19 protein-coding genes are annotated in these 19,575 nt (G+C 72.1%); 12 read left to right on the forward strand and 7 right to left on the reverse strand.

Annotation, left to right across the window (positions count from 1 at the left end):
- The first annotated feature begins 4 nt into the window (after nt 1–4).
- Genes V6U88_RS15475 through V6U88_RS15485 form a run of 3 tightly spaced genes read left to right on the forward strand, consistent with a single transcriptional unit; the run spans nt 5 to nt 2,715 of the window.
- Nucleotides 5–1,228 (forward strand): sensor histidine kinase, encoded by a 1,224-nt coding sequence (locus tag V6U88_RS15475; protein ID WP_334453607.1) that lies wholly within the window; start codon nt 5–7, stop codon nt 1,226–1,228.
- Nucleotides 1,225–1,995 carry a LytR/AlgR family response regulator transcription factor gene (locus tag V6U88_RS15480; protein ID WP_334453608.1) on the forward strand — a complete coding sequence of 257 codons (771 nt, stop codon included), beginning with the start codon at nt 1,225–1,227 and terminating at the stop codon, nt 1,993–1,995. Before V6U88_RS15475 ends, V6U88_RS15480 begins: the two co-directional genes overlap by 4 nt.
- A gap of 27 nt (nt 1,996–2,022) precedes the next feature.
- Complete coding sequence (locus tag V6U88_RS15485) at nt 2,023–2,715, forward strand: DUF5701 family protein (RefSeq protein WP_442934638.1); 693 nt, start codon at nt 2,023–2,025, stop codon at nt 2,713–2,715.
- Between the two features lie 148 nt (nt 2,716–2,863).
- Here V6U88_RS15485 and V6U88_RS15490 read toward each other — a convergent pair whose 3' ends face one another.
- From V6U88_RS15490 to V6U88_RS15510, 5 genes are all read right to left on the reverse strand, one after another.
- Entirely contained in the window at nt 2,864–3,628 is a 765-nt protein-coding gene (locus V6U88_RS15490) for a hypothetical protein (protein ID WP_334453610.1), read from the reverse strand.
- Nucleotides 3,629–3,687: 59 nt separating this feature from the next.
- Nucleotides 3,688–4,956: a choice-of-anchor D domain-containing protein gene (locus tag V6U88_RS15495; protein WP_334453612.1), complete on the reverse strand. Its 1,269-nt coding sequence runs from the start codon at nt 4,954–4,956 to the stop codon at nt 3,688–3,690.
- A gap of 162 nt (nt 4,957–5,118) precedes the next feature.
- Nucleotides 5,119–5,292, reverse strand: coding sequence for a hypothetical protein (locus tag V6U88_RS15500; RefSeq protein ID WP_334453614.1), 174 nt, complete (start codon nt 5,290–5,292; stop codon nt 5,119–5,121).
- 395 nt (nt 5,293–5,687) lie between these two features.
- Nucleotides 5,688–7,064, reverse strand: a complete 1,377-nt coding sequence (locus V6U88_RS15505) for a hypothetical protein (RefSeq protein WP_334453615.1) — start codon at nt 7,062–7,064, stop codon at nt 5,688–5,690.
- A 184-nt stretch (nt 7,065–7,248) separates the two neighbouring features.
- Nucleotides 7,249–8,610, reverse strand: coding sequence for a hypothetical protein (locus V6U88_RS15510; RefSeq protein WP_334453617.1), 1,362 nt, complete (start codon nt 8,608–8,610; stop codon nt 7,249–7,251).
- 233 nt (nt 8,611–8,843) lie between these two features.
- Between V6U88_RS15510 and V6U88_RS15515 the strand changes: the two genes are divergently transcribed.
- Both V6U88_RS15515 and V6U88_RS15520 read left to right on the forward strand, forming a co-directional pair.
- A complete protein-coding gene (locus V6U88_RS15515; RefSeq protein WP_442934634.1) occupies nt 8,844–9,257 on the forward strand; it encodes a hypothetical protein in 414 nt (137 codons plus the stop codon).
- Between the two features lies 1 nt (nt 9,258).
- Nucleotides 9,259–10,899: a sodium/solute symporter gene (locus V6U88_RS15520; RefSeq protein ID WP_334453618.1), complete on the forward strand. Its 1,641-nt coding sequence runs from the start codon at nt 9,259–9,261 to the stop codon at nt 10,897–10,899.
- Between the two features lie 34 nt (nt 10,900–10,933).
- Here the strand turns inward: V6U88_RS15520 and V6U88_RS15525 are convergent, their stop codons facing one another.
- Nucleotides 10,934–11,803 carry a hypothetical protein gene (locus tag V6U88_RS15525; protein ID WP_334453619.1) on the reverse strand — a complete coding sequence of 290 codons (870 nt, stop codon included), beginning with the start codon at nt 11,801–11,803 and terminating at the stop codon, nt 10,934–10,936.
- A complete protein-coding gene (locus V6U88_RS15530; protein WP_334453621.1) occupies nt 11,796–12,296 on the reverse strand; it encodes a SigE family RNA polymerase sigma factor in 501 nt (166 codons plus the stop codon). Before V6U88_RS15530 ends, V6U88_RS15525 begins: the two co-directional genes overlap by 8 nt.
- 142 nt (nt 12,297–12,438) lie before the next feature.
- Here V6U88_RS15530 and V6U88_RS15535 point away from each other — a divergent pair, with 142 nt between their 5' ends.
- The 7 genes from V6U88_RS15535 to V6U88_RS15565 all read left to right on the forward strand — a co-directional run bounded on the left by V6U88_RS15535 (nt 12,439) and on the right by V6U88_RS15565 (nt 19,563).
- The gene (locus tag V6U88_RS15535) at nt 12,439–13,203 is read left to right on the forward strand and encodes an ABC transporter ATP-binding protein (protein WP_334453622.1); all 765 of its coding nucleotides are present in this window, start codon (nt 12,439–12,441) and stop codon (nt 13,201–13,203) included.
- Nucleotides 13,188–14,876, forward strand: a complete 1,689-nt coding sequence (locus V6U88_RS15540) for an ABC transporter permease (RefSeq protein WP_334453623.1) — start codon at nt 13,188–13,190, stop codon at nt 14,874–14,876. Before V6U88_RS15535 ends, V6U88_RS15540 begins: the two co-directional genes overlap by 16 nt.
- Nucleotides 14,876–15,391, forward strand: a complete 516-nt coding sequence (locus V6U88_RS15545) for an SRPBCC family protein (RefSeq protein ID WP_334453625.1) — start codon at nt 14,876–14,878, stop codon at nt 15,389–15,391. Before V6U88_RS15540 ends, V6U88_RS15545 begins: the two co-directional genes overlap by 1 nt.
- Nucleotides 15,392–15,694: 303 nt before the next feature.
- Nucleotides 15,695–16,270 carry a flavin reductase family protein gene (locus V6U88_RS15550; RefSeq protein WP_334453975.1) on the forward strand — a complete coding sequence of 192 codons (576 nt, stop codon included), beginning with the start codon at nt 15,695–15,697 and terminating at the stop codon, nt 16,268–16,270.
- Nucleotides 16,271–16,448: 178 nt separating this feature from the next.
- Nucleotides 16,449–16,820, forward strand: a complete 372-nt coding sequence (locus V6U88_RS15555) for a DUF485 domain-containing protein (protein ID WP_334453627.1) — start codon at nt 16,449–16,451, stop codon at nt 16,818–16,820.
- Nucleotides 16,798–18,471, forward strand: coding sequence for a solute symporter family protein (locus V6U88_RS15560; RefSeq protein ID WP_334453629.1), 1,674 nt, complete (start codon nt 16,798–16,800; stop codon nt 18,469–18,471). Before V6U88_RS15555 ends, V6U88_RS15560 begins: the two co-directional genes overlap by 23 nt.
- 117 nt (nt 18,472–18,588) lie before the next feature.
- Entirely contained in the window at nt 18,589–19,563 is a 975-nt protein-coding gene (locus tag V6U88_RS15565; RefSeq protein WP_334453631.1) for a UDP-glucuronic acid decarboxylase family protein, read from the forward strand.
- The last annotated feature ends 12 nt before the right edge of the window (nt 19,564–19,575 follow it).

The following is a 19,575-nucleotide window of genomic DNA, read 5'->3' on the forward strand; positions in this document are numbered from 1 at the left end:
CTGCGTGGGTGGCAACCTCTCCGCCGTCGTCGGCGTCGTCTCGCTGGTCACGGCGCTGGCCGCCGCGCTCTGGGCGGTGCTGCGGCTGCGCGGCCGGCGAGGCATCGCCACCGCCACCCAGCGGGCCACCTACGAGGTCCTGCACACCGCCGGCCTGGCCGCCGAGCCGCTGCGCACCGGGCTGAACCCGGCGGGCGCGGCCAAGGCCGTACGCCATCTGCGGACCCTGGTGGGGGCGGCCGGGCTGGCGCTCACCGACCGGGACGCGCTGCTCGCCCTCGACGGGCGCGGCACGCACCACGGCGACCAGCTGCTCGCGGCGGCCCGCCGGGCGGTCGAGGCGGGCCGGTCGACCGTGCTGGGCGAGTCGGAGCTGCACTGCGACCGCGTCGACTGCCCGGTACGCGGGGCGGTGGTCGCGCCACTGAGCGCGCAGGGCCGGGTGGTCGGGGCGCTGGTGGCGATCGCCGACGCCCCGCCCGCGCCCGGGCTGGTGCAGGCCACCCTGGAGACCGCGCACTGGGCCGGCAACCAGCTCGCCCTGGCCGAGCTGGACTCGTCCCGGGAGCGGCTGGCCCGGGCAGAGATCCGCGCGCTGCGGGCCCAGATCAGCCCGCACTTCATCTACAACGCGCTGACCGCGATCGGCTCGTTCGTCCGCACCGACCCGGAACGGGCCCGGGAGCTGATCCTGGAGTTCGCCGAGTTCACCCGCTACTCGTTCCGGGCGCACGGCGAGTTCACCACGCTGGCCGAGGAGCTGCGCTCGATCGACCGCTACCTGACCATCGAACGGGCCCGATTCGGCGACCGGTTGCAGGTGCGGTTGCAGATCGCCCCGGAGGTGCTGCCGGTGACGCTGCCGTTCCTCTGCCTCCAGCCGCTGGTGGAGAACGCCGTACGGCACGGGTTGTCCCGCAAGCCCGGCACCGGCATGGTGAGCATCGAGGCCCGCGACGCGGGCGCGGAGTGTCACATCACGGTGGAGGACGACGGAGTGGGGATGGATCCGGCCACGCTGACCGCGGGCATCGCGGAGCTGGCCCGCGCCGGCAGCGACCCGACCGACGACCCGGGCCAGCACGTCGGCCTCTCCAACGTCGACGAGCGGCTCCGGTCGGTCTTCGGGGACCGGTTCGGCCTGGTCGTCGAGACCGGCCCCGGCTCGGGTACGAAGGTGAGCCTGCGGGTGCCGAAGTTCCACCCCGGCGTACGGGCGGGATCGTGACCGGGAACGCGACGGCCGGGTTCCTCCGGGTGCTGGCGGTCGACGACGAGCCGCCCGCGCTGGACGAGCTGGCGTACCACCTGCGGGCCGACCCCCGGGTGGCCCGGCTGCACACGGCGGGCGACGCCACCGAGGCGTTGCGGGTGCTCCGCGACGCCGACGTGGACGTGGTCTTCCTGGACATCCGGATGCCCGGCCTGGACGGGATGGAGCTGGCCCGGGTGTTGCGGCGGTTCGCCCGGCCGCCGGCGATCGTCTTCGTCACCGCGTACGACGACGGCGCGGTGGACGCCTTCGACCTGGGCGCCACCGACTACGTCCGCAAGCCGGTACGCGCCGACCGGCTGGCCGAGTCGCTGCGCCGGGTGATCGGCTCCCGGGTGGTGCCGTCGCACCCGGCGGCCCTCGCCCGGGCGGAAGAGGACCCGACCATCCCGATCGAGCTGGCCGGGACGACCCGGATGCTGCCCCGTTCGGCGGTGCGCTGGGTGGAGGCGCAGGGCGACTACGCCCGGCTGCACACCGCCGACGGCTCGCACCTGGTCCGGGTGTCGCTGGCGACGCTCGCGGAGCGCTGGGCCGACGCCGGTTTCGTCCGGATCCACCGGTCGCACCTGGTGCAGCTGAAGCTGATCGCCGAGCTGCGCCTGGTCAACTCCGGGTACGTGGTGGTGATCGACTCCACCGAGCTGCCGGTGAGCCGCCGGCACACCCGGGAGTTGAAGGACAAGCTGGTGCGGGCGGCGAAGCAGGACTGGAATCGCTGACCGGGAATAATCCCGTCCGCCCGTACACTGTACGGTAGGCCCTACGACAACGGGAGGCCAACCGTGACCATGTTCGACCCCGCCACCGAGTTCGACCGCCAGCTCGACGGGCTGGTCCGCCTGGGTTACCCGGCCCTCGCCGGGCTCTCCGAAGCCGCCTTCCGGGACCTCGTCACCCCGCTGCGGGATGCCGCGGTCACGGGGGCGGCCGGGCTGCCCGCGCCGACCGAGGCCCGGGTGCCGTTCCTGCTGGTGACCACCCGCGACCTGGTCCCGGTGACCGACCGGCTGGCAATCACCACGCTGGCCGGCAAGCGCAAGACCGGCATCCTCGACCGGAACTTCCCCGTCGACGACCTGCCCCGGTTCGACCCGATCAAGGAGCTGGAGGCCCCGGCCGGGCCGGCGTACCTGCTCTTCGACGTCGACCGGGGCGAGGAGTTCCGCAACCTGGCGCCGGCCGTCGCGATGGAGCAGATGACCGCCCAGCAGCGGCTGCCGCTCACCATCGACGAGGGGATCGCCTTCATCACCCACTTCCCCGCCGCTCTCGCCAGCAACCGGTGCTTCTCGCTGGTCGGCTCGCGCTGCGGGGACAAGCGGGTGCCGGCGCTCTGGATCAGCCAGGGCGCGCCGAAGCTCGGCTGGTGCTGGTACGGCAACCCGCACACCTGGCTCGGCTCCGCCACCGCCCGCCCGGTGCGGGTGGGCCTGGACTGAGGTCCGAACGGCCGGGGCGGGTGAGCACGCACCCGCCCCGGCCGGCCCTCCACCGGACGCCCACGGTCGACCGTCGTGGGAACCCGCCGGAAGTCCCCGGGTACGCCGAAGGGCGCCCCGTACCGGGACGCCCTTCGAGGTGGACGAGTCAGCGGGCCGCCCGGCTCCCGGAGCCGAGGACGACGAAACACGAGGCGCCCCGGGGAGCCGTACCGCTCGCCGTACCGGGGTAGCGGTAGAACGTGCCGACGACGTCCCCGACCAGATGGGTGCTGCCGGAGAGGTTGTGCACGTCGAACTGGTAGGACGGGCCGATTCCGGTGATCACGGCGTTGGAGACGGTCTGCCCCGCGGCCGGATTCAGGTTGCTCGACGTCGGCTTCGGCAGGCCCATGTCCGCCGGCCACACCGTGATGACGGTGTTGTTCGTGGGCGCCACGGCGGTCACGTTCGTCACCAGCGCCTCGGTGTCCCGGGGGACCTCCTCGTAGCCGTACACGGCGACCGACCGGGTCGTGTTCGGACCGAGGGCACCGGTGACGCCGAGCCCGATCCGACTGTCGAGTACCCGGGTCGGGCGCAGCGGACGGAACCGCATGCCGTCGGGGACCTGCCCGTCGTCCATGACACCGACCACGTCCACCACGATGTTCGACGTCTGTGCGGTGTGGACGGCGAACGACGGGACGGCGTGTCCGGTGCCGCAGTCGGTGCAGGAACTGGTCTTGACGATCGTCAGGTTCGGCACCACCTTGCCGGCGCCGTAGTTGACGGTCGACGAACCCGGTACGGCCCCCTCGCCGGACCAGACGGTGAGGAAGCCGTCCTTCACCGGGCTGACCGCCGTGACGTTCAGGACCAGGCCCCGAACGTGGCCGTTCAACTCCGGGCCGAAGTCGCTCCAGAGCCGCACGGCGCTCCCCGCCGGGAGGGCGCCTCCCGTCAGCCGGGAGTCGAACAGCCGGGTCGGGTTCACCGCGCCGTACGGCCGCCGACGCCGACCTTGGCGAGGTCCAGGTGGTCACCGGCGTAGAAACCGACCACGTCGACCACCACATCGGTGGCGCCGTTGCGGTTGTAGATCGAGACCTTGCCGGCGGCACCGACCTTGACGGTGACGTTGTTGGAGCCGAGCCACCCCGCCGGAAAGTTGATCGAGGAGGCGTTGGGGCGGGTCTCGCCCGCCGGGTAGACGTTGAGGAAGCTGGCGGCCGTCGGGTTGGTCACCGTCACGTTCAGCACCACCGAGCCGACCCCGGCCGACGGTACGCCGCCGCGACCCTCGACCACGAGATCGACGGTCTGCCCGGCGCCGATCTTCGCCTTGGGCACGCCCAGTCCGGCACGGGTGTCCATCAGGCGCTGCGGTGGCAGGGGGTAGTACATGCCGGTGACGCCGTAGGCGGCGCGATAGGTCAGCGGCACCAGGCGCTGCCCGTGGCTGCTGTTGTCGGGCAGGACGAGGTGGGCGGTGTGCGTCCCGGTCAGGGTGGCCCGGCTGGCGACGGTCACCGTGCAACTGCCGTCCGGGGCCACCGTGCGGCCGGAGCAGGTGTCGGCGGTGACGGCGAACTGGCCCGGCGCGGACCCGGCCAGGCGCACCGCGCCGAAGACCTCGGGCTGGCTGCCCCGGGACGCGATGGTCACCGTGCGGGTGGTGCTCGCTCCGCCGACCTCCAGGCTGCCGAGGTCGACCTGGGCCGGGCTGGGCACGGCCGCCACGTAGTCCACCGTCGAATTCCAGCGGAGTTCGCCGCTGAGAGTGCCCGGGTCACCGTCGCAGTGGTATTCGTACGACGCCGCGAACGAGCTGAGCAACTGCGTGCCCAGGTCCCGGGCGACGTCGGCCACGGCAACCGAGGCGGTGACGGTGTTGCAGGCCGAGCCCAGCGTGGTGATCTCGATCCTGGCGTGCCCGGAGTCCGCCGACCTCGCGGCCGGATAGGTCTGCCCGGCAACCCAGGCCGATCCGGTCGGTGGGTTCAGGAGGATCTCGATGTGCTGCTCGCCCCGGACAGCCTTCAGGCGGAGCGCGTCGCCCTGTGACGGGGAGCCGGTGACCACGGCGTTGACCGGGGTCCAGACGTCGGAGGCGGGGACGGGGGTGAACCCGTGGTCACCGCGATCGGCGGTGATGGCGGTGAAGGGGGCGGTCGGAGCGGCCGAGGCCGCTTCCAGCAGCCCGGCGACCACACCTGCCAGCGCGACGCAGACGCCGAGCAGTGCGCGGAACATGCGCATGGACACCTCGGTGAGAAAGGAACAGACAAGGGTCGACACAGCGTAGGGCTGCTCCTGAACAGCGGCAACAACGTCTCCACGAACCCCACTCCGGCCCGGAAGGTTCCTGGGTACGCCGAAGGGCGCCCGGACCGACCGGGACGCCCTTCGGCGGTGGCAGGGTCAGCGGGCCCGGCTGCCGTCCCAGGAACCGGTGTCGTCGCCGCCGACCTGGGTGTCGTCGACGACCAGCGCGGTGTACGGGGCGGTGGGCGCGGCCTGGGCCGCCGCCGGCACCACCGCCGTCACACCGGCCACCGCGGCGAGCACGCCGAGGAGGGTGCGAATTCTGTGCATGAGGACCCGTGCGAGACAAGGAAGGGGAGATCGAGTCGGCCCAGCGTAGGGCGGTGATCGACAGGCGACAAGATGGTGCGCCCCTGCCGGATGATCATGCACCGTTCGGCGGATGTGCCGAAGGGCGCCCCGGCCACCGCCGAGACGCCCTTCGGGTGAAACGTCAGCCGGGTACGCCGGTGCCGCGTACGGTGAGCGGCTGCCGGCCCGCCGGCGGAAGGGGTAAGAAGAGGGGGAGAGGCCCGGCCAGCGTAAGGCGGCGGTCGATGGCCGGCAACCCCGTTCGGAAGAGCGAATGGGGGCAGTGCTGGCGCATCCGGCCAGTGCCCGCCCGTCCGCGAAAGGGGAAGGGCGCCCCGGCCGTCGGCCGGGGCGCCCTTCGGTGGTGCGGGGGCTCAGCGGTGGGACGAACCCACGATCTGAGGCTTGCTCTTGCCGGCGTCACCGGAGAGCGTGGCCGCCGGAGCGGCCGGGTAGTAGAACGTGCCGACCATGTCGGCCACCATGTGAGTGGTGCCGCTCAGGTTGTGCATCTTGAACGCCGCGGTCGGCTCGATGATGCTCAGCACGGCGTTGGACACGACCTGGTTGGCGTACGGGTTCAGGTTGCTGGTGCTCGGCTTCGGGATATCCGGGTTGTCGGCCGGCCACACGGTGATGACCGTGTTGTTGGTCGGCTTCACCGCGGTCACGTTCATGACCGCGACGCCGGTCTCCGGGGTGACCAGCGCGGCCGGCACGGTGACGCGACGGACGCTACCGGCGCCGAGAGCACCGGTGGTGCCCAGGTTGGTGCGGCTGTCCACGATCCGGGTCGGGCTCATCGGCGCGAAGCGCATGCCCCACTCCGAGAAGCCGTCGTCGACCGTGCCGACCACGTCGACCAGGACGTGCGCCGAGGCCGAGGTGAAGATCTTGAACTTCCGCGAGCCCGGGGTGCACCACTGGAACGGCTCGGCACCGGTGCACGGGGTGGTCTGGATGAACGCGGTGTTCGGCACGTTGCGACCGGCGCCGTAGTTCACCGTGGACGCGGTCGGCTTGGCGGTGAAACCCGACCACGCGGTGAGGAAGCCGGCGCTCGCCGGCGCCACCGCGGTGAGGTTGGTGACCACGGTCCGCATGTGCGGGTTGCGGTCCGGCCCGAAGTCCAGCGCGTACTCGAGGGTGGTGCCGGCCGTCGGCTTGCCCTCGGGGTCGGTGCGGGTGTCGAAGTACCTCATAGGCGCGGACCACTCGTACTGACCACCGTTGCGGTTGGTCATCGAGTTGTCCTTGGCGTAGTAGCCGACCACGTCGACCACCACGTCCGTGTAACCGGCGCGGTTGTAGACGGAGACCTTGCCGCCCGTACCGAGCTTCACGGTGACGTTGTTGGAGCCCAGCCAGCCCTTGGCGAAGTTGATCGACGAGGCGTCGGGCCGGGTCTCGCCCGCCGGGTAGGCGGTGACGAAGCTGTCCACCGTCGGGCCGGTGATGGTCACGTTCAGCACGACGGCGCCGACACCGGCGGCCGGTACGCCACCGCGGCCGGCGACCTGGAGGTCGACCTTGGCCAGCGGGCCGATCTTCGCCTTCGGCGCGCCGAGGCCCTCGCGGGTGTCCATCAGACGGGCCGGGGAGACCTCGTAGTAGGCCCCGGTCGTGTCGGCGAGGTCCGCCGTCGCCTGCTGCGGCGCGGCGGCGGGAGCCGCGGATGCCGTACCCGGCACCACGGCCAGTGCACATGCCCCGGCGAGAGTCGCGCCGAGCAGAGTGCGGAATTTACGCATAAAAACCCCGTGGGTAAGTGAGTATGGGCGGGCCCAGACTACGAGCGAGTATCGACACCCGCAAGGCCGTCGGGCGCGATCCCGACAAGGGTATTGGCGCGCGTATCAGGACCAGGGTCTGGAATGGCTTGCTCGACGGTAAGGGCGCCTCGACTTTCGGTCGGGCACCCTTACCGTCGTGCCGTCAGCGCTGGCGCTGGCTGTGCGTGTCGACCTGCGGGCTGGTCGCCGCCGGCTTCGCGGTCCGACCCGCGACGGCCGTGATCTCCGGCAGGTAGAACGAGCCCACCACGTCGACGACCAGGTTGACGCTCCCGGTCAGGTTGTGCACGTTGAACGCCTTGTACGGGCCGATCTCGGTGAGCACGCCACCGGAGACCACCTGGCCCGCCGCCGGATTGAGGTGGCTGGCGTCCGGCTTGGGGACGTCGTTGTAATCGGCCGGCCACGCCGTGATGACGGTGTTCTTGGTCGGCTGCACGGCGGTGACGTTCATCGCCAGCGCCCACGTCGCATCGGTGATCAGCTCACCCGGCGTGGTGACCTTGCGGACCGAGCCGGCGCCGAGCGGGCCCGCGATCCCCTGGTTGATCCGGCTGTCCACGATCCGGGTCGGGCTCATCGGCTGGAACCGCAGGCCGTACGGCACGGTGGTGTCGAACATGGCACCGACCAGATCGGTGATCACGTGAGTGTTCGCCGAGGTGTAGACCCGGAAGACCGGAGCCCCCTCGCACCAGGCCTCGGTGCAGGGCCGCAGCTTCACGTAGGTCAGGTTCGGCACGACCTTGCCGGCTCCGTAGTTGACCGTCGAGGCGGTCGGCCGGCTGCCCGAACCCGACCAGACGGTCACGAAACCGGCCCGCTCCGGTGCTGCCACGGTCACGTTGAGCACCAACGAGCGCAGATTGGCGTTCTCGTCGCCGAAGTCGATGGCGTAGTCGATCCACGCGCCGGCGGGCAGCTTGCCCTCACCGGGCTCGCGGGTGTCGAACATCCGGGTGGGGATGAACGGGTGGTACTGACCGCCGGCCGCCGCGGTCGAGGTGTCGTTGGCGTACCAGCCGACGACGTCGACGATCACGTCGGTGGCGCCGTTGCGGTTGTAGACGGAGACCTTGCCGCCCGCGCCGACCTTGACCGTGACGCTGTTCGAGCCCAGCCAGCCCTTCGCGAAGTTGATCGAGGAGGCGTTCGGCAGGGACTCACCGGCGGGATAGGCGGTGACGAAGCTGTTCATCGTCGCGCCGGTGATGGTCACGTTCAGCACGACGGAACCGACACCCGCGCTGGGCACACCGCCGCGGCCGGTGACCTGGAGGTCGACCTTGGACTGCGGGCCGATCTTCGCCTTCGGCGCGCCGAGGCCCTCGCGGGTGTCCATCAGACGGGCCGGAGCGAGCGGGTAGTAGGTGCCGGTGGCCTCGCCGGCCAGCGCGGCCGAGGACTGCGGGGCGGCGGGAGCGGCGGAGGCGACGCCCGGAAGCGCCGTGATTGCACATGCCCCGGCGAGAGTCGCGCCGAGCAGAGTGCGGAATTTGCGCATAGAAACCCCGTGGCAGAAGAGGAAACAGGGAATTGCCGCCTCAGCGTAGGGGGCGCGATCAATACCGGCAAGGACATACCTCGACACACCACAAGCGGTGAACGTATGGAGACTTAATGCCGTCTTAATGTTCGACCGGCGCGTTGTCCACAGGGGTGAAGCGTTCTCCACAGGTTGTCCACAACCCCGGTGGACGCTCTTGACATCCGCGCTGAGCAGGCGAGACTGCCCAGGTGACCGCCGCCGACGATCCGGTACCGGCCCCCCGGGTGCCACAGCCACCCGGGCGGGCGCGAATCGTGCTGGCAGAGGTGTCCCGCCGGGACAACCGGGCGGAACGCACCCGCGCCGAACTGGCCCAGCAGACCCAGGTCGGCGAGGCGCTGGTCCGGGGCCTGGTCCGGGCGCAACTGGCGCTCGCGCTGCGGATGAGCCTGGTGGTGCTGATCGGGCTCGGCGGCCTGCCCTGGTTGTTCGCGATCGCGCCGGCCGTCGGGCGGGTCACCGTCTTCGGCGTCAACCTGCCCTGGCTGCTGCTCGGGGTGGCCTCCTTCCCCTTCCTGATCGCGATCGGCTGGGCGTACGTGCGGCTGGCCGAACGCAACGAGCAGGACTTCACCGACCTGGTCCAGCGGCCGGAGCGCTGAGATGGGCAACGGCTACGTCGTCCCGGCCATCGTGGCGGTCACCCTGGTCACCCTCGGCATCGGCTTCTACGGGCTGCGGCTGGCCCGTACCACCTCCGACTTCCTGGTCGCCTCCCGCGCGGTGAGTCCGACCTGGAACGCCGCCGCGATCGGCGGGGAGTACCTGTCGGCCGCGAGCTTCCTCGGCGTGGCCGGGCTGATCCTCAAGTACGGCGTGGACGTGCTCTGGTACCCGGTGGGTTTCGCCGCCGGGTACCTCGCCCTGCTGCTCTTCGTGGCCGCGCCGCTGCGCCGCTCCGGCGCGTTCACCCTGCCCGACTTCTGCGAGCTGCGGCTCGGCTCGCGCCGGCTGCGTACCCTGGCCACCGTCTTCGTGATCTTCATCGGCTGGCTCTACCTGGTGCCCCAGTTGCAGGGCGCGGGGCTGACCCTGGCCACGGTCGCCGGCTCGCCGTACCCGGTGGGGGCACTGCTGGTCGCCGCCGTGGTCACCACGAACGTGGCGTTCGGCGGGATGCGGGCGATCACCTTCGTCCAGGCCTTTCAGTACTGGCTCAAGCTGACCGCGCTGGCCGTACCGGCGATCTTCCTGGCCTTGCAGTGGCAGGCCGACGCCCGCCCGGCGGTGACCCCGCCCGACGGGCCGGCGTTCCGGACCGCGACCACCGTCGTGGTCGAGCACCGCGCGGCCCTCACCTTCGCCGACGGCACCGTCCGGGAGGTACGCCCCGGCGACCGCCTCGACTTCGACGCCGGCGAGCCGGTGCCCGAGGTGTCCGGCGTGGCCACCGGCGCGGCGGACTGGCTGCTGCCCAGCGCCGCCGGGGACGACGACCGGGGCCTCTTCGCGACGTACTCGCTGATCCTGGCCACGTTCCTGGGCACCATGGGGCTGCCGCACGTGCTGGTCCGCTTCTACACCAACCCGGACGGGGCGGCCGCCCGGCGCACCACCCTGGTGGTGCTCGCCCTGGTCGGCGTCTTCTATCTGCTGCCCACCCTCTACGGCGTGCTCGGCCGGATCTACACCCCGCAGCTGCTGGTCAGCGGGCAGACCGACGCGGTGGTGGTGCTGCTGCCCGGGGCGGCGCTCGGTGACGGGGTGACCAGCCGGCTGCTCGCCGCGCTGGTCGCGGCCGGCGCGTTCGCGGCCTTCCTCTCCACCTCGTCGGGGCTGCTCACCAGCGTCGCCGGGGTGATCTCGACCGACGTGCTCGGGCGCGGCTCGGTGCGCGGCTTCCGGCTGGCCACGGTGATCGCCGGCGGGGTGCCCGCGGTGCTCGCGCTCAACGTCTCCGGGCTGAACGTCTCCCAGGTGGTCGGGCTGGCCTTCGCGGTCGCCGCGTCCAGCTTCTGCCCGCTGCTGGTGCTCGGCATCTGGTGGCGCGGACTGACCGACCTGGGCGCGGCGGCCGGGGTGCTGGTCGGCGGCGGGGCGGCCGTCGCGGCCGTCCTGGTCACCGTGCTCGGGCCACCGCTGTCCGGCTGGCCGGCCACGCTCATCGCGCAGCCGGCCGCCTGGACGGTGCCGCTCGCCTTCACCGTGATGGTCGCCGTCTCGATGGCGACCCGCCGCCGGGCGCCGGCCGACGTCGGGGCCACCATGCTCCGGCTGCACGCCCCGGAGGCGCTCCGCCTCTGACGCCCGACCAGAAGGGCGGTGCGTCCGTGGTGGATCAGCAGCTGTCGGTGCCGGCGCAGAGCCGGCGGGCGGCGTCGCGGCCGAGTTCCCGGCTCGCCGCCAGGTCGGTCAGCCCCTTCTGCCACAGCTCGCTGACCAGGTCACCCTGGCGGACGAAGAGGTGCAGCGACTCGCCGCCGCTGGTGTACCTGGCGCGGACCAGCACGGACTCCTCGCCGGCGAAGCCGCTGGCCACCACGGTCAGCGTCACGCTCCCACCGCCGCACGAGTCCACCCGGTCCCGCACCAGGCCGAGGTAGCGGTCGGCGTCGCGGGAAGAGAGGCGCTCGACGCGCTGCAACACCATCCGGTCGGGACCGCCCGACAGGCGGCGGCCCCGCTCCGCGCGAGCGTCCAGCCGGAACAGCGGGTGGTCCGCCCGGGTACAACCGGCAGCGCTGAAGGCGAGGTTCCAGTCGCCGTCGATGTCGCCGCCGGACACCCGGTAGCCGGCCGGGCCGTCACCGTTCTGCAGCATCGCCGCCGTCGGGATCGCCGGGTCGGCGGCGGCGGTGGTCGGCCGGGAGCTGGTCTGCGGCGGGCGGGACGACGACGCGCCGTCGGGACGAGACGGGGCGCTCGGCGACCGGTTCGGGCCCGGGGTGGTCGACGGTGTGGACGTCGGCGTGGACGTCGGTGTGGGCGAACCGGTGCCCGGCGTCACCGGCAGCGGGGCGGCGTCCGGGCCGCCGGCCAGGGCGGCCACGCCACCGGCCACCACGGCGACGGCCACCACGCTCGCCAGGCTCGCCGCGATCCGGGTACGGCGGGTGCGCTGCCGGCCGCGCCGCCGCACCTGCTCGGTGGGCGCCCAGCTCAGGTGCTCGGTGTCGCGGTACAGGTCGGCGAAGAGCGGATCAGGCATTGCGAACCTCCTCGGGGAGGGTGGTGTCGAGCAGGTCAGCCAGGGCGCGGCGGCCCCGGGCGAGACGGGCCTTGACGGTGCCGGCGGGCGCGTTGGTCTGGGCGGCGATCTCGGCGATCGACAGGTCGGCCAGGTGGTGCAGGACGATCGCCTGGCGCTGCTCGGCCGGCAGCTTCCGCAGCGCGCTCACCAGCGCGACGGTGTTCTCCGACGGTGGTGCGACGGCGGGGTCGGGGCCGTGCCGCCGGTAGGCGGTCAACCCGTTGCGGATCTTGCGCCACCGGTTGACCAGCAGCCGGTAGCCGACGGTGCGGACCCACGCCTCCGGGTCGCCGTACCCGCTGATCCGGTCCCAGCGCTGCCAGGCCCGCACGTACGCCTCCTGCGCCGCGTCCTGGGCCTCGGTCGGATCGCCGCTGAGCGCGTACAGCACGGTGACGACCCGGTGTCTGGTGGTCCGGTAGAACTCCTCGAACCCCTCGTCTGTGTCCACAGTTCCTCCCCGTCCCGGTCCTGCTCCTGTCACCCGCCGGCAACCCGCCCGGTTGCGCCGGGCGCGGCTACGTCGCGGGGATGACCGGGGATCATCCTGCGGCCGGAGGAGGGGCTGGTCCGGCCCGGATACGGTCGGATCCATGACTGGTGGGCACCCCGCGCTGGCGCTGCGCGGCCTGGCGAAGCAGTTCGACGGCAAGGTGGCGGTGGCCGGCGTCGACCTGGCCGTACCGGCCGGCTCCTTCTACGGGTTGCTCGGCCCGAACGGCGCCGGCAAGACCACCACCCTGTCGATGGCGGTCGGGCTGCTGCGGCCCGACCACGGCCGGGCCTGGGTACTCGGGCACGACGTGTGGGCCGACCCGGTCGGCGCGAAGCGGCTGCTCGGAGTGATGCCGGACGGGGTACGGCTCTTCGACCGGCTCAGCGGGGCGGAGCTGCTGGCGTACCACGGTCTGTTGCGCGGGATGGACCCGGCGGTGGTCGACCAGCGTGCCGCGGAGCTGCTGGACGTGCTGGCGCTCACCGACGCGGGCCGGACCCTGGTGGTCGACTACTCGGCCGGCATGAAGAAGAAGATCGGTCTGGCCTGCGCGCTGCTGCACGGCCCCCGGCTGCTGGTGCTGGACGAGCCGTTCGAGGCGGTCGACCCGGTCTCCGCGGCGCTGATCCGCGACATCCTCCAGCGGTACGTCGTCGGGGGCGGCACGGTGGTCTTCTCCAGCCACGTGATGGAGGTCGTCGAGCGGCTCTGCTCGCACGTGGCGATCCTCGCCGAGGGCACCATCAAGCGGGTCGGCACGCTGGACGAGGTGCGCGGGGAGCGGTTCCTGGAGGAGGTCTTCGTCGAGGTGGTCGGAGGCCGCACCGCGACCGGCGAGGAGCTGTCGTGGCTGTCCCGGTGACCGTCCCGGCGGAGCCGGTCCGGCGGGTCTCCGCCCGGCACTTCGTCCGGCTCAAGCTGCGGGTGATGGGCAACAACTTCCGGGGCCAGGGCTGGCGGATCGCGATGTTCGTGGCCGGTGTCCTGGTCGGCCTCTGGTTCGCCGCCGGCAGCTTCCTGGCGCTGGCCGCGCCGGGCTTCGCCGGCGAGCCGCGGTACGCGCTGCTCACCGCCGCGTTCGGCGGCGGCCTACTGGTGCTCGGCTGGCTGCTGCTGCCGCTGGTCTTCTTCGGGGTGGACGAGACCCTCGACCCGGCCCGGTTCGCGCTGCTGCCGCTGTCCCGCCGCACCCTGGTCGCCGGGCTGTTCGCGGCGGCGCTGGTCAGCGTCCCGGTGCTCGCGGTGCTGCTCGCCGTCTCCGGGCTGGTGGTCACCGCCGCCGCGCTGGGCGGGTGGGCGGCCGGGCTGGTCGCGGCCGTCGGGGTGGTCGCGGGGCTGCTGCTCTGCGTCGCGGCCAGCCGCGCGGTGACCAGCGCGTTCGCCACCATGCTGCGGTCCCGCCGGGTACGCGACCTGGCCGCCGTGCTGCTCGCGGTGGTCGCCGCCCTGCTCGGTCCGTTGCAGATCGCGGTGCTGGCGGCGGTGCGGGAGGCCGACTGGGACCGGCTCACCGGGGTGGCCGAGGTGGTGGGCTGGACGCCCTTCGGCGCGCCCTGGACGGTCGGCCTGGACGTGGCCGAGGGACGGGCCTGGGCCGTACCGGTGAAGTTGCTGATCACGGCGGTGACCATCGGTCTGCTGCTGCTCTGGTGGTCGCGGTCGCTGGAGTCGGCGATGGTCGGCGCGGCCAGTGCCGCCCCCGCGAAGAGCCGGCGCGGGCCGGCGGGCGGGCCCGTCGCGCAGCTCTTCCCGCGGGTGCTGGCCTGGACCCGCCGGGACCGGTTCGGCGCGCTGGTCGCCCGGGAGGCCCGCTACTGGTGGCGGGACGCCCGGCGCCGGGCCAACCTGATCACCGTCGCGGTGGTGGGGGTCTTCGTGCCGGTGATGGTGAACCTCGGCGGTCCGCAGTTCGCCGCCGAGGAGGGTCCGGACCTCACCGCCGGCAACTCGTCGCCGGTCCTGCTCAGCCTGTCGATGCTCTTCGTCGGGGTGCTCGCCTCGGTGACGCTGGCCAACCAGTTCGGCTTCGACGGCAGCGCGTACGCGGCGAACGTGGTGGCCGGGGTGCCGGGGCGGCTGGAGCTGCGCGCCCGGATGACGGCCTTCTCGGTGTACGTGGTGCCGATGCTGGGCGTGGTGTCGGTGGTGATCGCCCTGGTGCTGGGCGAGCCGGGCTGGATCGGCGTGGCCGCCGGCGCGCTGCTCGCCGCGTACGGGGCCGGGCTGGCGATCAACGGGTTCGTGTCGGTGCTCGGGGCGTACTCGCTGCCGGAGACGAGCAACCCGTTCGCGATGAACACCGGGGCGGGGGTGGCGAAGAGCTTCCTCACCCTGCTGTCCATGGTCGCCTCGGCGGCCGCCGCGATACCGATGGTGGTGGCCGCAGCGCTGCTCGGGGACGCCTGGCTCTGGCTGGCCCTCCCACTCGGCGCGGCGTACGGGCTGGGGGCGGCGCTGCTCGGCTCGTACCTGGCCGGGGACGTGCTGGACCGGCGGATGCCGGAACTGCTCGCCACCGTCACCCCGCGCCGCTGATGCCGGTCGTCGAGGCGGTGGCGACCGTACCGGTCCCGCCCGAGCTGGCCTTCGCGGTCTCGCAGACCACCGCGCCGGTGCGCTACCGGTGGGACCCGTTCGTCCGGGAGCAGCACTTCACCGACGGGGCGACCCGCCCCGGCAAGGGGGTGCGGACCTTCACCCGGTCCCGGCACGGCTTGGTCATGGTCAGCGAGTACGTCTCGTTCGCGCCGCCGACGAACGTCGGCATGAAGATGGTGCGCGGGCCGTGGTTCTTCGAGATGTTCGCCGGCGGCTGGCGGTTCGCGCCCGCCCCGGAGCCCGGCCACACCGTCGCCACCTGGCGGTACAGCTTCCGCTGTCGGCCGGCGTTCCTGCGGCCGGTCGCCGACCGGGTCGGCGTCTGGCTGCTCACCCGGGACATCCGGCGCCGCATCGCCGGCTACGTCGCCGGCTGCGCCGACCCGGAGGTGCTGGCCGCCGCCCGCCGCTCACTCGCCGCCGACGACCCGCCCGACGGGGGTACGACCTGAGCCGCCCTCGCCCCGCAAAATCGAGTCGGCACCGATGGAACGGGACTGGGCGAGCTGCGGCGGCGTCACGAAGGCCATGCCCGGCACGATAGGCCGTTCGGGCGACGGTGCCGTGCCGGCGAGATGGCGGCTTGACGCTTTGCTCTGGCGGGTCGCGCCGGGAAGGCGGACATGACCGTGAGCGTGATGCCTCTGAGTCATAAATATGCCTCTGAGTCATATCGCTCGTTGCGACAAGCGCCTCCGGCAGCCCGACACGCCGGAACGCGCCCGGCGCTCGACACGCAGGCGGCACCGGCCGAACTGCGCGAGCGCTTCCTCGACTGGGCGTGGGCCCGGGGCGGCACAATGTTTCACGTGAATCATGAGCCGGGTGCCGAGATCCACCACACCGATCCGTTCGCCGTGCCCGTCGGGGAACGCTCGCCTGTACGCCGGTTGCGGGGTCGGTTGGCGGCGCCGGTGACCCTCTGGACGGCGCCGGGTCCGGCGGGGCTGACCGTCTCGTCCACCCTGGTCGCCGAGGGCGAGCCCGACCGGCTGCTCGGACTGATCGACCCGGAGTCGGACCTGTGGGCTGCGGTGGAGGAGGCCGGACGGTTCGCGGTGGCGCCGCTGGGGCCGCCGCACCGGCAGCTCGCCGACCGGTTCGCCGGGCTCTTTCCCTCCCCGGGCGGGCTCTTCGCCACCGGCGAGTGGCTCGACACCCCCTACGGCCCGGTCCCCGCCGACGCCGGCGGGTGGGCCGGTTGCCGGCTCGACGCCGCCCGGGAGTACGGCTGGGGCCTGCTGGTCGAGGCCACCATCGAGGCGGTCGACCTGACCGAGGAGACCATGCCGCTGCTGCACTACCGGGGCCGGTACCACGGGCTGACCTGACCGCCCGCCCGTCGACCATCCGGGCTACCGCTCGTCGAAGTGACGTACGTCACTCAGCGCAGCCGGCAGACCGTTCGGCGCAGCCGCCGACCGGGTCCGATCTCGGCCTTCCGTGGACGGGAGCGCGCTCTCTACGGTGCGCGAAACTCCCCACGCCTGTGAAGGTGGTGATCCACAGATGTCCACGGACACACCCGCGTCCGCGCCCGCCGAGTCGGCGGCGGAGCGGTACCTCGCCGTACAACGGTCGGACGAGTTCGCCGGGTTGCGTCGCGCGTTGCGCGGCTTCGTCTTCCCGATGACCGTCGCGTTCTTCCTGTGGTACGCGCTCTACGTCATCCTTTCCGCGTACGCGCGGGACTTCATGGGCACGAAGCTCTTCGGCAGCAACATCAACGTCGCCCTCGTCTTCGGCCTGCTCCAGTTCGTCTCCACCTTCCTGATCGCCTGGCTCTACTCCCGGTACGCCGACCGGAAGATCGACCCGGTCGCCGACCGGATCCGCGCCGAGATCGGGGAGGTGACCCATGAACACGGTCCTCGCGGCTGAGGCGGGCAGCACCACCGCCCGCAACCTCACCATCACGCTCTTCCTGGTCTTCGTGGCGGTGACCCTGGCCATCACCATCTGGGCCAGCCGGCAGACCAAGACCGCCACCGACTTCTACGCCGGCGGCCGGTCCTTCTCCGGCTTCCAGAACGGCATGGCGATCGGCGGCGACTACATGTCGGCCGCCTCGTTCCTCGGCATCGCCGGCATCATCGCCCTCTACGGCTACGACGGCTTCCTCTACTCGATCGGCTTCCTGGTCGCCTGGCTGGTGGCCCTGTTGCTGGTGGCCGAACTGCTGCGCAACTCCGGCCGGTACACGATGGCCGACGTGCTGGCCTTCCGGATGCGGCAGCGCCCGGTGCGTACCGCGGCGGCCGTCTCCACCATCACGGTGTCGATCTTCTACCTGCTGGCCCAGATGGTGGGCGCGGGCGCGCTGGTCGCGCTGCTGCTCGGCATCAAGCCGGGAACGACCTTCCTCGGCATGGACGCGGACACCGCCAAGGTCGCCACCATCATCATGGTCGGCGCCCTGATGATCATCTACGTCACGGTGGGTGGCATGAAGGGCACCACCTACGTGCAGATCGTCAAGGCGTTCCTGCTGATGGGCGGCGCGCTGGTGATGACGCTGCTGGTGCTGGCGAAGTACAAGTTCAACCTGTCCTCGCTGCTCGGTGACGCCGCCGCCTCCTCGGGCAAGGGCAGCGCCTTCCTCGAACCCGGGCTGCGCTACGGCGTCGAGGTGGCCGGCAACTCGACCCAGACGTTCTACAACAAGATCGACCTGCTCTCGCTCGGCATCGCGCTGGTGCTCGGCACGGCCGGCCTGCCGCACATCCTGATCCGCTTCTACACGGTCCCGACCGCCAAGGCGGCCCGCAAGAGCGTGCTCTGGGCGATCGGCATCATCGGCACCTTCTACCTGCTCACCCTGGCGCTCGGCTTCGGCGCCGCGGCGCTGGTGGGCGGCAAGGCGATCACCGCCCAGGACAAGGCGGGCAACACCGCCGCGCCACAGCTGGCCGAGGCGCTCGGCATCGACTTCCTCGGCGGCAACCTCGGTGGGGCGACAATGCTGGCGATCATCGCGGCTGTCGCCTTCGCCACCATCCTGGCCGTGGTCGCCGGGCTGACCCTGGCCTCCTCCTCCAGCCTGGCGCACGACTTCTACGCCAACGTGCTGAAGAAGGGCCAGGCCTCGGAACGGCAGGAGGTGACCGTCGCCCGCGTCTCCGCCCTGGTCATCGGCGCGGTCTCGATCGTGCTCTCGATCTTCGCGCAGAGCCTGAACGTGGCCTTCCTGGTGGCGCTGGCCTTCGCGGTGGCCGCGTCGGGCAACCTGCCGGCCATCCTCTACAGCCTCTTCTGGAAGCGGTTCAACACCTCGGGAGCGGTCTGGGCCATCTACGGCGGACTGCTGGCCGCCGTGTTCCTGGTCTTCTTCTCGCCGGTGGTCTCCGGGGCGCCGACGTCGATGTTCCCGGACCAGGACTGGCAGTGGTTCCCGCTGTCCAACCCGGGCATCCTGTCGATCCCGTTCGGCTTCCTGTGCGGCTGGATCGGCACGGTCATCTCCAAGGAGCGGAACGACGAGAAGTACGCCGAGCTGGAGGTCCGCGCCCTCACCGGCGCCGGCGCCCACTGAGTCACGACGCGCCGACGCCCGGCGCACTGGAGGGGGCCCTGCGGGACGGGGGCCCCTCCGTCGTGCCTGGGGTGCGGCTGAGGGTGCGCGGGCGGGGCGGTCGGTAGGCTGACGCGCATGAAGGTTGCTGCGCGCTTCGGACCCGGTCACCGCATCCTCGTCACCGGCGGCGCCGGCTTCGTACCGTCGCACCTGGTCGACGCCCTGATCGCCCGTGGCTGCACGGTGGTCGCGCTGGACAACTTCGTCACCGGGTCGAAGGAGAACGTCGCCCACCTGCTGGAGAACCCGTCCTTCACCCTGGTCGAGGCCGACATCTCCGACGGGCTGCCGGCCCACCCGGCGCTGGCGGAGCGGTTCGACGCCATCCTGCACATGGCCTCCCCGGCCAGCCCGACGGACTTCGAGAAGCTGCCGGTGGAGATCCTCCGGGTCGGCTCGGTGGGCACCCTGCACCTGCTGGACCGTGCGCTCGCCGACGGCGCCCGGTTCCTGATGGCCTCCACCTCGGAGGCGTACGGGGACCCGAAGGAGCACCCGCAGCGCGAGACGTACTGGGGCAACGTCAACCCGATCGGGGTACGCGCCGTCTACGACGAGGCGAAGCGCTTCTCCGAGGCGGCCACCATGGCGTACCACCGGAGCAAGGGTCTGGACGCGGCGATCGTGCGGATCTTCAACACGTACGGCCCGCGGATGCGCCCCGACGACGGCCGGGCCATCCCCACCTTCATCTCTCAGGCGCTGCGCGGCGAGCCGATCACCGTGCACGGCACCGGCAACCAGACCCGCTCGATCTGCTACGTGGACGACCTGGTGCGCGGCATCCTGCTGCTGCTCGACTCCACCGAGACCGGGCCGATCAACTGCGGCACCGAGCACGAGATGAGCATGCGGCAACTCGCCGAGACGATCGTGTCACTCTGCGGAAGCGGCTCCGAGGTGACCTACATCACTCGTAGCGCGGACGACCCGGAGATGCGGCGACCGGATCTCACCCTCGCCCGGGAGCTGCTGGGATACGAGCCGACCGTGGCGCCCGAAGACGGACTGCGACGCACGATCGACCACTTCCGGGCGCGGCTAGGGTAGCTTCCCGCCCGG

The organism is Micromonospora sp. CPCC 205739, from assembly GCF_036906795.1.
Taxonomy (GTDB): Bacteria; Actinomycetota; Actinomycetes; order Mycobacteriales; family Micromonosporaceae; genus Micromonospora.